Genomic DNA, 12361 nt, shown 5'->3' on the forward strand with positions numbered 1-12361 from the left:
TCAGACAACTTTCAGCCTTCACGTCTAGCTAGGCGTCACCTGAACCATTGTTATGTACTCTCAAACTTGGGACTCCGTTTTTGATATACTTTCAGTCCGATTAACACACTGGGCACAAAGGATAGTACTGCAAAGATGAGGACCCAGCCCGGAAGACCCGACAAGAAAAGCATGCAAATGATGACGTAGGGAATGAATCCGACACCTGCGACGATTTTAGCGTTCATTGACGAAGTATCTTCTGTAGTTTTCGCCGCAGTGTATCCAGCAATAAGCGCCAGAAGGGGCAACGCGAATACACTTGCGAATTGATAAACCAAGGATGATGGAATGAGGGACAGCAAATAAAGCACGGAGGCAACCCCCGCCGTTGAAACGAAAAAGCCAGCTCCGCAAGCAGCGGGACTTTGGGGCGGATTGGGCTTCATCACTGCTTTATACAAGCCCACCAAAACTGCGCCAGACGCGGCAACGATAATCACGTTCATTCGATTAGTTACTCCCTTAACTTAAAGATGCATAACGCCTAAATCAGGTGTGCCGTAGGCGTCACCTGGATTTACTTGTTATGTTCATTTTCCTCGGTTTTTTCCGTGAAGTAGTCGTCCCACCATTCTAATGGTAACTTGGATTTAAGATTGATATTGAACTTATTAATAAACAGTTCAAAAGCTCTATGAACGTACTTGCAAGACCTATATAGAAAATCTAAGTCAATTGGAGCTTCTCTTAGTTCAGGAATCAAATGATATCTATGAAGAGGGTTTTCGCATGTTTTGCAGTTATAAATTGATACATGCGGCCACATATTATGTGCTGCGTGACTGAAAGGCTTATACGCAAACTTATACAGACTTTCGCAGCCTGATTCTTGAGACATTCTTCTGTAATCAAGTTGAGCCCAGTTGCCTAGATTCACCTCGACGAAAAATTCTCGTTTCTGTGAATTAATCCACTCAGATTTTAAGTCTAAGATTTGACGTATTTGTTCATCTTCTTCATTCTCAAGCTCATTCTTATAATGTTCCATGAGAAGTTTTTCTTCTCCTAAACCATGCAATATGTACTTTTTAGAGCGTTCTACCAAGTCGAGCATAATCCAAGAAAGTGCAATATGTAGATCAGTCATTGCACGTAAGAAAAGAGGTGCTGAGTGCCCATTTAATATATTTGGAGATCTAGCCATTTGAATTGATAAGGTTACTTGGCGTGAGAGTAGGCCACCAATCACGGAGTAAGCTTCAAGCTTGTCATATTCAATGCCTACTTTACTCCATAGCTCTTCAAATGACTCCTTTAAGAAACTCTCATATTCATTTATAAAATCTTCTACAGGTTTTTTTTCGTCCATTTATTCGCACTTCTCTAGCTCAAAAGATTGTTTCCAAAAACTTTTTGCCCACTCGTTTGTCACGCCTTCTTCACTTGAAAATCCAAGTCCTGTATTGAGGCTTGCCCTTACAAAAGATGCGACTTTTTTACATTCATCTGATTCAGGATCTGTAAAAATAGCGTTAAAGTCCGGCATATCGATTTCAGAGCTAATCATCATTTTTCCTGTTGCGGCCATAGATACAAAGGCAGTGGTCTGAACCTTAGTAGCATGATGACAGTACCTATCCAAAAGGCAGAAAACATCTTCTTTTAGATCTTCGATTGCTTCTAGTTTATCTACACCATATAGATAGTCTTCAAAGATAAAATTCAAAGGAAATTCAGGAAAAAGGTGGTAGATATGCGCTGTATTTTCTCTGATGAAATTTAGATTTTCTTTGTTCTTGAAATTATTTAGTATGTTGAGCTTTTGTTCACTTGAAAGTTTGTTGAAGCTATTTACCTGATTCCGTGACTTACAACCCCACTCACACCTCTACAACACTGTAACCACGCGGCCTGCGGCGGTAATATGGACGCCATTCTCGATTCACCCAGGCAGTGATATCTGACTATGCGTACCTTCAAGCTTGAACAGTCAAAAACCGAGATTATCACACCCCACGGTGGTCTGGCGCTGGTTGGGCACAGCGTGAACAGGATGACCTCTCTGGCTAAGACCTCGCGCTCCATCGTCAAGCGCCATGGCATCGCCAACATCGACCTCATCCGTACCTACCTGGGGTTGATTTGCCTTGGCAAGAGCGACTTCGAAGCGGTCGAGCACGCACGCCATGATCCCTTCTTCAAAGCGGCCATGGGCATCAAGCAATCACCTTCATCGGCCCGGCTGCGTCAGCGCTTTGATGAAGATGCCCGCGCACTGATCCCGTTATTGGATGAGGCCAGCGTCGAGTTTCTGTGTAACGCTTCGGTGCCTATCGGCACACTCACCACCGGGCACGTGCCACTGGATATGGACGTGTTTCCCATGGACAACAGCAACAGTAAAAAAGAGGGCGTGGCCTATACCTACAAGGGGCATGACGGTTATGCCCCCATCGCGGCCTACCTGGGCACGGAGGGCTGGTGTCTGGGCTGTGAGCTGCGACCGGGTAACCAACATGCCAATAAAGAGTTTATTCACACCCTCGACCGGGTGCTGCCTCGAGTCCGAGAGCTGACCGATGCACCGCTACTGGTACGTCTTGACAGCGCCCATGATGCCGCCGAGAACCGGGGGTACTTCCGTGCGCACGGGGCAGACTACCTGATTAAGTGGAACCCCCGCTCACAAGATGGACTGGCCTGGGTCGACAAGGCTCATGCGGCCGGCGCACTTTGGTGCCATACCCGACCGGGCAAAATGGAAACGCTGGTAAGCGAACCGCTGGATGGCACGGACGACCGCCTGATCGTCAAGGTGACGGTGCGCCAGAGTGACAGTTCAGGACAGCTGTTTTTGGAGCCGGAGGTCAGCCTGGAGGGCTGGACGACTTCACTCACATCGGACGCAGCAGATAACGCCAAGGTCATTGCGCTCTACCAGGATCACGCCACCAGCGAACAGTTCCACAGTGAGTTCAAGACTGATCTGGATCTCGAACGTTTGCCGTCAGGGAAGTTCGATACCAACGACCTGGTCATAGCCTTTGCCGTACTGGGCTACAACATACTGCGTTGGATGGGACAGAACGCGCTATTGGGGCCGGATGCACCGGTGCGTCATCCGGCCAAGCGTCGGCGGCTGAAAACCGTGATTCAGGAACTGATGTATATGGCCTGTCGCTTAGTCAGCAGCGGTCGTCGTCTCCACCTGCGCTTCGGACGACATTGTCCCGGTTTCGGGGCATTCAGTCGCGTCTACGGGCTGGCCTGATCCGGACTGTCGGATTTACAGCCATTCAAAATAGCCACACGCCCGAGCGCCATGCATGGCAGGGTATGCCTTGGCCTGCAGACAGAATCGAGACGAAATACTGCGGTGAGAAGCATGATCGATGCTGCAGTGGCGTAGATTAACCCGGTACACGTTAGATAAGATCGAGCTGTGTTAAAGAGCGAGGTCGTCTTCAGTGCTGGGTGCTGCAACAGCGGGTGAAGTCACTGATTCAGGATTTAGAAAGGCTAGAGAAGGACATTTATCATCCTCTGTGCTTAGCCTTTCTAATCATCTCGCCAATGGAACGTGCCTCCTCATCCAGCCTCAACTGTTGGGCATCAGCAGGATTCGAAGCGAGAAATAGAACTACAATTTTCTCTGGAAGGTCTTGAAGTGTCTTCAGGGTAGCAATAGTGCTCCGGTGCAAGTCCTCATGCTTATCAAGAGTGCTATCTATTTGATTCATTCGGGATTGGTGTGCTCTAGCTTGCCGTTCTGACTCCCTTTGTCTTTGTTTGCTCTCTTTTTCCTCTTCTCTTGACACTTTCTTTTGCTCATCAGAAAGTTCTTTCTGCTTTCGTGATATCTTGTTGTCAAAATCAGCTACTTTCTTTTCCGCTGCAGCCTGATCCTTTTGGTGTTTCTCGATCTCACGTAACTTTGTTTTTGCAGTACTTGTGCTACTCGTGCGAGATAACGCTTGTGAAGCAGAATTTATTTTTCCAGAAAGGTTGGCAATTTTAGTTTGTTCTTTTGCTTTTCCCTGCTGCAACTTGGCGATTTCTTCTCGTTTTCTCGTCACATTCCGACGATATGACTCTAACAACGACACACTCTACTCCTTAAGGTGAAAATCTAGCTGATACTGAACATTATAATACTGCGCATGCGTGTTTTTGCTCCCAGCCGAAGACCGGGAGAGATGATCTAAGTACTTGAAGAGAAATGATAAACCCAGATACCACAGTCATTCTCTTCCGGTGAAAACGAGCATGCGCGTTTTGCAGCTTTGCCGTGCGTGTGATCCTGCAACGGCCAGGCCATAGTTACCTGATACTGAACGATTTTCCCGCCCGTTACCAGTTACAAATAAGCACCGCTAAGTGACAAAGCAGGCAACACCGGCACGTGGCCTTCAATACACTGTATAAAATCACAGAAACTCAGATCAGCTTGTCCACAGGCCATGTGGTGCACGGATCGATCGGCTGATTCCTGCGAATGCCTGCAAATTGCGCAAACCAGCATATCCCGGCCGCTGCCTTTCACCTTTTGCCCGACACGGAGGTAACATAGGCAGCCTGTAATCTTGCCAACACGGCCAAGCAGGAGTGCCTATGAAAGTCATGATTGATCTCTGTGTTATTCCGATCGGCGTCGGTGTTTCGGTATCCGAGTATGTTACGGCCTGCCAGCGAGTGCTGGAAGATGCCGGTCTTGAACACCAGTTGCATGCCTACGGTACCAACATAGAAGGGGACTGGGATGACGTCATGGCAGCGGTGAAGCGCTGTCACGAAGTTGTCCATGAGATGGGGGCGCCGCGTATCAGCTCTTCCATGCGTCTGGGTACCCGAATCGACCGGGAACAAAGCATTCAGGATAAAATTCAGAGCGTGGCCGACAGGCTGGCAAATGATTCAGCACTGGGGTGAGTGACAGGCCCATGAGCAAGCCCAAAGCGTTCAATTACCTCAGTGGCTACAGTCCGCAGGTTCAGCAGCAGGCACAGGCGTTGTTGGATAACGAAAAGTCAGGCGCCTGGCTGTTGAAGAAGTACCCTCAGTCGCATGAACTGGCGTCCGAAAGGGCTCTGTATGACTATGCGCAGGGGATCAAAAACCAGTATATGCGCAGCTCGTCGCCGATCAGCAAGGTGATCTATGACGACAAGATACACATCATTAACAATGCCTTGGGTCTGCATACCTATGCATCGCGGGTGCAGGGCAAGAAGCTGAAGTCGAAAAACGAGATTCGGATCTCTTCGTTGTTTCGCAAGGTGCCGGAGCCGTTCCTGCGCATGATTCTGGTGCACGAGCTGGCACACCTGCGCGAGAAAAATCACGACAAGGCGTTCTACAAGCTCTGTTGTCACATGGAGCCGGATTACCACCAGCTGGAATTCGAGCTGCGCCTGTACCTGTGTCATCGCGATCGCTTTGGCGATCTGTGGTGAAATTTAACTGGATGGCGGCACGTACAGGATTAGTTATATAAACGTCCACGCCAGTATGCGGGTGATTTTATTACCCTGTTTCATCTCGATTTCCCGCACGTCAACGGCGCCAAGTTTACGGATCAGGTTGGTGGCAGGCTTCAGGTTTTCGGCTTTCGATACCAGGCTGGTGAACCAGCGGCACTGTGTTGAAAAGGCTTGGCTTTCTTTAATCATCTTTTTAAGGAAAGCCTGTTCGCCGCCCTTGCACCAGAGTTCCGCTGCCTGGCCGCCGAAGTTCAGCCTGGCCGACGTGGCCGTTTTATCACCGCGGTTACGTGCCAGGTTGTTGAGTTTACGCCGGCTGCCTTTGAGTGCTTCTTCCTGGGAAGCATGGAAGGGCGGGTTGCACACGCTCACATCAAAAAACTCGCCGGCCTGAATAATCCCCTCAAAGATGTGATGCTTGTCGTGTTGCGTACGCAGGGTGAAGCGCTCTTGCAGACCGGGATTCTTGGCGATAATCGCGGCGACGTTATCCAGTGATTGTGGATTGATATCAGAGCCTACGCATTGCCAGCCATAAAGCTGGCAGGCGAGTAGCGGGTAGATGCCATTGGCTCCTGTGCCGATGTCCAGCAGGGTGATGCCGGGCGCGGGATCAGTTCCATTGGTAGCAGGCGCGTCAAGCTCAAGCAGGTCTGCAATGTAATGGATGTAGTCGGCTCGTCCGGGAATAGGCGGGCACAGCGCGCCTTCAGGAATATCCCAGTCAACAATGGTGTAATGCAGCTTTAACAGCGCAGCATTCAGGGCTTTTACCGCCAGCGGGTCGGCGAAGTCGATAGACATGTTGCCGTACGCATTCTTGCTGACATATTGGGCCAGCGGAGGGTAGCTGTTGAGCAACGCTGGAAAATCATAGCCATACCTGTGCAGATTTCGTGGGTGCAGGCCTTTGCGATCAGGTTGGGCAGGGCTTTTTTCTGTATGACGGCGTGGGCGCACAGCAGTATATCCGAAGTTCAGGCTTCAACCGGTGGGTGATATCGAGCGAGGTCGTGATTATAGCGCTGGTCCATAAGCCGGGTATACAGGGCCCCTGCCTGCGCTGTTGCGACCCTCTGCAAGTCCTGTCACCCGTCTACTACGTCATTTGACGTACCCCTCTGCGTCATTGCGCGCATACCCCCTCTTGCCCCCCTTGGGAATAATCGGTCAGGCACTGAGTTGTTTTCCCGGCCTCGTCGAGGTCTGACCGATAACGAAGGTTTCGCCCGCACTGCACGGATGCGGAACCAAAGGGGGTACTGCAATGAAGATCAAATCACTGGCTGCCGGCGTTGCTCTGACGATTGGCGTTTCTTCTCTGTCCTTCAATGTTCTGGCGGCGGATACCATCAAGGTGGGTGTGCTGCACTCACTGTCCGGCACCATGGCGATCAGCGAAACCACGCTGAAAGACACCGTATTGATGATGATCGAGGAACAGAACAAGAAGGGCGGACTGCTGGGCAAACAGCTTGAGCCGGTTGTGGTAGACCCGGCCTCGAACTGGCCGCTGTTCGCCGAAAAAACGCGTGAGCTGCTGACCCAGGAAGAGGTCGATGTCATCTTCGGCTGCTGGACCTCGGTATCCCGCAAGTCGGTCCTGCCGGTACTGGAAGAATTGAACGGCCTGATGTTCTATCCGGTGCAGTATGAGGGCGAAGAGTCCTCCAAAAACGTCTTTTACACGGGTGCCGCACCCAACCAGCAGGCGATTCCGGCGGTGGATTACCTGATGAACGAGCTGGGTGCTGAGCGCTGGGTGCTGGCCGGTACCGACTACGTGTATCCGCGCACCACCAACAAGATCCTCGAAGCCTACCTCAAGTCCAAGGGTGTGGCGGAAGAGGACATCATGATCAACTACACCCCCTTCGGTCACTCCGACTGGCAGTCGATTGTCTCCGATATCAAGAAGTTTGGCGGTGCCGGCAAGAAGACCGCGGTGGTCTCCACCATCAACGGCGATGCCAACGTGCCGTTCTACAAGGAGCTGGGCAACCAGGGCGTCTCTTCAGAGGATATCCCGGTGGTGGCCTTCTCCGTGGGTGAAGAAGAGCTGTCCGGTATCGACACCGGCCCGCTGGTCGGCCATATGGCCGCCTGGAACTACTTCCAGAGCGTGGATACTGACCTCAACAGCGAATTTATCCAGAAATGGCACGCTTTTACCGGTGATGACTCGCGTGTGACCAACGACCCGATGGAGGCCACCTATATCGGCTTCAACATGTGGGCGCAGGCAGTAACGGCTGCAGGGACCACCGATGTCGACGCGGTCGAGCAGGCGATGATCGGCCAGGAAGTACCCAACCTGACTGGCGGCGTTGCCGTGATGAACAAGAATCACCATCTGAGCAAGCCGGTGCTGATCGGTGAAATTCAGGACGACGGTCAGTTCGAGGTGGTCTGGGAGACCGAAGGTGTCGTGGCGGGTGATGCCTGGTCCGACTTCCTGCCGGGCTCCAAAAATCTGATTGCTGATTGGACCGCGCCGATCACATGCGGCAACTACAACGTGGAAACCCAGTCCTGTGGTGGTCAGGCCAACTGATCCATCGACTCTCAGCGGCCCCGTCTGACGGGGCCGCCTGCATAACTTCTGGAGTGACCCCGTGAAACGATTACTGGCGATCTGCTGTTACTGCTTCGGCCTGCTGCTGTCGTTGTCGGCAACGGCCGCCGAAAAACCTTTGCCACCCGCGCTGGCTCCGCATCTGGAGGCGCTGACCGAGGCGTCCTTGAGCCAGACGATACCGGTGCTCGAAACCCTGGAAGCCGAAGGGGGGGAGGCGGTGCAACCGCTGTTTCTCCATCTGCTGGAGGGGGATCTGTATTTCATCAAGTCCAGCCGCCAGGTGATTGCGGTCACCGAATCGGCCGGCAAGGACACCTTCATCGACATGCTCAGCGGTGTGGAAATCGAACCGCTGTCCAGTCGTGATATCAAGAAAATTCGCGTCAACAACCGTCTGCGCGGCCATCTGCGTGATGCCATCGCACGCCTTCAGTTGGGCTCCGCCAGTGCATCGGTGCGTGAAAGCGCAGTGCGTGCGCTGTTGTCTGACCTGGATGCGAATACCCTCAGTGTCATTCGTGAGGCGCGCCTGAATGAAAACGCCGCGAACGTCCGTGAGGTGATGGACATGGCGCTGGCCCTGAACCGCCTCAATACCGCTGCAGAAGCGTCGGACCGCATCGAAGCGATCGGCCAGCTGGAAGGCAGCCTTGAAGGTGATGTGCGCAATGCGCTGAACCGCATTGCCGACAACGACCCTTCACCTCAGGTACAGCAGGCCGCGCAAAAGGCATTGGTCGGCATCGAGCAGAAGGTCGAGTTCTACGCTTTCATCGACCAGCTGTTTTTCGGCCTGAGCCTCGGCTCGGTGCTGTTGCTGGCGGCGATTGGTCTGGCGATTACCTTTGGCGTGATGGGCGTGATCAACATGGCTCACGGCGAGATGATCATGCTGGGGGCCTACACCACTTACGTGGTACAGCTGTTGATGCCGAACCATATCGAATATTCGCTCTGGGTCGCCATTCCGGCCGCTTTCGTTGTGTCAGGCATGACCGGTGTACTGCTGGAACGTCTGGTAATCCGTCATCTGCACGGTCGCCCGCTGGAAACCCTGCTGGCAACCTTCGGGGTCAGTCTGATCCTGCAGCAGCTGGTCCGGACGGTGTTTTCGCCACTGAACCGTCAGGTGGCATCACCCGAATGGATGAGCGGCTCCTGGGAGATCAACCCGGTCCTGTCGCTGACGCTGAACCGTCTTTATATCCTCGCCTTCGCGCTGCTGGTGTTCTTTGCGCTGATGTTGCTGCTGAAGAAAAGCTCGCTGGGTCTCAATGTACGGGCTGTTTCCCAGAATCGCAGCATGGCCAAATCCATGGGCATTCCCACCGGTCGCGTTGATGCGCTGACCTTCGGCCTGGGCTCCGGTATCGCCGGCATCGCCGGGGTGGCGCTGAGCCAGCTGACCAACGTGGGGCCGAATCTGGGCCAGTCCTACATCATCGATTCCTTCATGGTGGTGGTGTTTGGTGGCGTGGGCAACCTGTGGGGCACGCTCGTTGCGGCGTTCTCGCTCGGTATCGCCAACAAGTTCCTGGAGCCGGTCACCGGTGCCGTCCTCGCGAGCATTCTGGTGCTGGTCTTCATCATCCTGTTTATCCAGAAGCGTCCCAAGGGACTCTTCCCGCAGAAAGGGAGGGCGGCTGAATGAACTGGCTGACTCAGCTATTTGCCGCCGGTCGTACCCCCGGTAACCGGGTACTGCCATTCGTGATCGTGTTGCTTGGCGTCACCACACTGGCCTCCATGGCCAACCTGATGCTGCCGGAAAGCTCGCCGCTGCACGTCAGCACCTACACCATTACCCTGCTGGGCAAGTATCTCTCCTATGCGATGCTGGCGCTGGCGGTGGATGTGATCTGGGGGTACTGCGGCATCCTCAGTCTGGGCCACGGGGCGTTCTTCGCGCTTGGCGGCTATGCCATGGGCATGTACCTGATGCGCCAGATCGGTGATCGCGGCGTGTATGGCAACCCGGATCTGCCGGACTTCATGGTGTTCCTCAACTGGGATAGCCTGCCCTGGTACTGGATGGGCATGGACCAGTTCTGGTTTGCCATGCTGATGGTGCTGGCCGTGCCCGGGCTGCTGGCGTTCGTGTTCGGCTGGCTGGCATTCCGCTCACGTGTGACCGGTGTCTACCTGTCGATCATGACTCAGGCGTTGACCTATGCGCTGATGCTCGCTTTCTTCCGCAATGAGATGGGATTTGGCGGCAACAACGGCCTGACCGACTTCAAGGAGATTCTGGGGTTCGATCTGCAGTCCGATACCACCCGCGTGGCCCTGTTTGTCACCACGGCGCTGGTGCTCTGTGCGGTGTATGTCATCAGTCATCTGATTCTCAAGTCCCGCATGGGCAAGGTGATCGTGGCGATCCGTGACGGCGAGGCCCGGGCCCGTTTCCTGGGCTACCGCACCGACCGCTACAAGGTATGGCTGTTCGTCTTTTCCGCCCTGATCGCGGCCATGGCGGGTGCGCTCTACGTACCTCAGGTCGGCATCATCAACCCGGGCGAGTTCTCGCCGCTCAACTCCATCGAAGTGGTGGTCTGGGTCGCGGTGGGTGGGCGCGGCACGCTGTATGGCGCGGTTATCGGTGCACTGCTGGTCAACTACGCCAAGACCCGCTTTACCGCCATTATGCCGGAAGGCTGGCTGTTTGCACTGGGGGCGCTCTTCGTTCTGGTAACGCTCTATCTGCCCAAGGGGCTGGTCGGGCTGCGAGGTCAGCTGGCAGCGCGTAGTAACAACAAGGCCGGCAAGGCAGTGAAACAGGAGGTGCACTCATGACCGCACTGGACAACGCGCGCGAACTGATGCGCCCCGACCGCGTCTGGCCCTTCCTGATCCCGCCGGCAGCCCCGGTCGATGTATCGCATCAGGTGCTGCTGTACGTGGAAGGGTTAAGTGTCAGCTTTGATGGCTTCAAGGCTTTGAATGATCTGAATCTGTATATCAATGATGGCGAGCTGCGTTGCCTGATCGGTGCCAACGGGGCCGGCAAGACCACCCTGATGGACGTCATCACCGGCAAAACGCGCTGCGACCAGGGCAGTGTCTACTTTGGCCAGACCATCAACCTGCTGGAAAAATCCGAGTCGGAGATTGCCCAGCTGGGCATCGGTCGCAAGTTCCAGAAGCCGACGGTATTCGAGGCGCACACGGTGTTCGACAACCTGGAGATGTCGCTGAAGACAGCCAAGGGGATCTGGCAAACGCTGATGGCGCGCCTGGCCCCACGCGAGCTGGATCTGATCGACAGGGTGCTGGAGACCATTGGCCTCAAGGACCAGCGTTTCATGCGAGCCGGTGCACTGTCGCACGGTCAGAAGCAGTGGCTGGAGATCGGCATGCTGCTGGTGGCCGAGCCGCGCCTGCTGCTGATTGACGAGCCAGTGGCCGGCATGACGGCTGAAGAAACCGAAAAAACCGCTGAGCTTCTGACCTCGCTGGCAGGCGAGCACACCGTTGTGGTGGTGGAGCACGACATGGAATTCGTGCGCAGTATCGCCCGTACCGTCACCGTACTCCATCAAGGCACGGTATTGGCCGAGGGCACCATGGAGCAGGTGCAGAACAACCGTGACGTCATCGAAGTGTATTTGGGAGAGGACGCATGATCTCCATCCGCAATGTAAACCAGCTCTATGGCGGTACCCAGATCCTATGGGATCTGGATCTGGAAATAGAGCAGGGGTCCTGTACCTGCATCATGGGCCGCAATGGGGTCGGCAAGACCACCCTGCTCAAGTGCCTGATGGGGCTGCTGCCGATTCAGAGCGGCGAGATCCTGATGGAAGGGCAGGCGCTGCACACGCGTCCAGCCGAATATCGTGCCCGTGCCGGTATTGGCTACGTGCCTCAGGGGCGTGACATCTTTCCGCTGCTGACGGTTGAGGAAAACCTGCGTATCGGTTTGCCGATCCGCAAGGACAAGGCAAGGGATATTCCCGACAAGATATTTGAGCTGTTCCCGGTACTGGGCGAAATGATGCACCGTCGTGGCGGAGATCTGTCCGGCGGTCAGCAACAGCAGCTGGCCATCGGCCGTGCGCTGGTGCTCGATCCCAAGGTGCTGATTCTGGATGAGCCCAACGAGGGCATCCAGCCCAACATCGTCAAACAGATTGGCGACGTCATCCTCAAGCTCAACGAGGAGGAGGGGCTGACCGTGATCCTGGTGGAGCAGAAGCTCGGCTTTGCGCGACGTGTCGGCAAGGAGTTCCGCCTGATGGAAAAGGGGCGGATTGTCGCGGCGGATCGCATGGATAACCTCAATGATGAGCTGATTCGTCAGTATCTGGCGGTCTGAGGAGCA

Annotated in this window: 13 protein-coding genes; 8 read left to right on the forward strand and 5 right to left on the reverse strand. The window is 54.3% G+C overall.

Going from position 1 to position 12361, the window contains the following annotated elements; genetic code table 11:
- Positions 1-50: 50 nt before the first annotated feature.
- The 3 genes from CFI10_RS06585 to CFI10_RS06595 form a co-directional block, all read right to left on the reverse strand.
- Positions 51-488, reverse strand: a complete 438-nt coding sequence (locus tag CFI10_RS06585; protein WP_206840724.1) for a hypothetical protein — start codon at positions 486-488, stop codon at positions 51-53.
- Between the two features lie 71 nt (positions 489-559).
- The gene (locus CFI10_RS06590; RefSeq protein ID WP_206840727.1) at positions 560-1351 is read right to left on the reverse strand and encodes a DUF5677 domain-containing protein; all 792 of its coding nucleotides are present in this window, start codon (positions 1349-1351) and stop codon (positions 560-562) included.
- Positions 1352-1708, reverse strand: coding sequence for a hypothetical protein (locus CFI10_RS06595; protein WP_206840731.1), 357 nt, complete (start codon positions 1706-1708; stop codon positions 1352-1354).
- Positions 1709-1948: 240 nt separating this feature from the next.
- On the opposite strand from CFI10_RS06595, the gene CFI10_RS06600 reads away from it, so the two are divergent.
- A complete protein-coding gene (locus CFI10_RS06600; protein WP_206834329.1) occupies positions 1949-3253 on the forward strand; it encodes an IS1380 family transposase in 1305 nt (434 codons plus the stop codon).
- Between the two features lie 265 nt (positions 3254-3518).
- Here CFI10_RS06600 and CFI10_RS06605 read toward each other — a convergent pair whose 3' ends face one another.
- Positions 3519-4088, reverse strand: coding sequence for a hypothetical protein (locus CFI10_RS06605; RefSeq protein WP_206840734.1), 570 nt, complete (start codon positions 4086-4088; stop codon positions 3519-3521).
- A 505-nt stretch (positions 4089-4593) separates the two neighbouring features.
- On the opposite strand from CFI10_RS06605, the gene CFI10_RS06610 reads away from it, so the two are divergent.
- Both CFI10_RS06610 and CFI10_RS06615 read left to right on the forward strand, forming a co-directional pair.
- On the forward strand, positions 4594-4911 hold the full coding sequence (locus tag CFI10_RS06610; protein WP_206840735.1) for an MTH1187 family thiamine-binding protein: 318 nt from the start codon (positions 4594-4596) through the stop codon (positions 4909-4911).
- Positions 4912-4922: 11 nt separating this feature from the next.
- A complete protein-coding gene (locus CFI10_RS06615) occupies positions 4923-5435 on the forward strand; it encodes a M48 metallopeptidase family protein (RefSeq protein ID WP_206840738.1) in 513 nt (170 codons plus the stop codon).
- A 33-nt stretch (positions 5436-5468) separates the two neighbouring features.
- Here the strand turns inward: CFI10_RS06615 and rlmF are convergent, their stop codons facing one another.
- Positions 5469-6422 (reverse strand): 23S rRNA (adenine(1618)-N(6))-methyltransferase RlmF, encoded by a 954-nt coding sequence (gene rlmF / locus CFI10_RS06620; protein WP_206840739.1) that lies wholly within the window; start codon positions 6420-6422, stop codon positions 5469-5471.
- A gap of 307 nt (positions 6423-6729) precedes the next feature.
- On the opposite strand from rlmF, the gene urtA reads away from it, so the two are divergent.
- The 5 genes from urtA to urtE all read left to right on the forward strand — a co-directional run bounded on the left by urtA (position 6730) and on the right by urtE (position 12355).
- The gene (urtA, locus tag CFI10_RS06625; RefSeq protein WP_206840742.1) at positions 6730-8016 is read left to right on the forward strand and encodes an urea ABC transporter substrate-binding protein; all 1287 of its coding nucleotides are present in this window, start codon (positions 6730-6732) and stop codon (positions 8014-8016) included.
- A 61-nt stretch (positions 8017-8077) separates the two neighbouring features.
- The gene (gene urtB, locus CFI10_RS06630; RefSeq protein WP_206840744.1) at positions 8078-9691 is read left to right on the forward strand and encodes an urea ABC transporter permease subunit UrtB; all 1614 of its coding nucleotides are present in this window, start codon (positions 8078-8080) and stop codon (positions 9689-9691) included.
- Positions 9688-10833, forward strand: coding sequence for an urea ABC transporter permease subunit UrtC (gene urtC, locus CFI10_RS06635; protein ID WP_206840746.1), 1146 nt, complete (start codon positions 9688-9690; stop codon positions 10831-10833). Before urtB ends, urtC begins: the two co-directional genes overlap by 4 nt.
- Positions 10830-11663 carry an urea ABC transporter ATP-binding protein UrtD gene (gene urtD / locus CFI10_RS06640; protein WP_206840748.1) on the forward strand — a complete coding sequence of 278 codons (834 nt, stop codon included), beginning with the start codon at positions 10830-10832 and terminating at the stop codon, positions 11661-11663. The genes urtC and urtD overlap by 4 nt, the downstream gene beginning before the upstream one ends.
- The gene (gene urtE, locus CFI10_RS06645) at positions 11660-12355 is read left to right on the forward strand and encodes an urea ABC transporter ATP-binding subunit UrtE (RefSeq protein ID WP_206840750.1); all 696 of its coding nucleotides are present in this window, start codon (positions 11660-11662) and stop codon (positions 12353-12355) included. The genes urtD and urtE overlap by 4 nt, the downstream gene beginning before the upstream one ends.
- The last annotated feature ends 6 nt before the right edge of the window (positions 12356-12361 follow it).

This window comes from Marinobacterium iners, assembly GCF_017310015.1.
Taxonomy (GTDB): Bacteria; Pseudomonadota; Gammaproteobacteria; order Pseudomonadales; family Balneatricaceae; genus Marinobacterium; species Marinobacterium iners.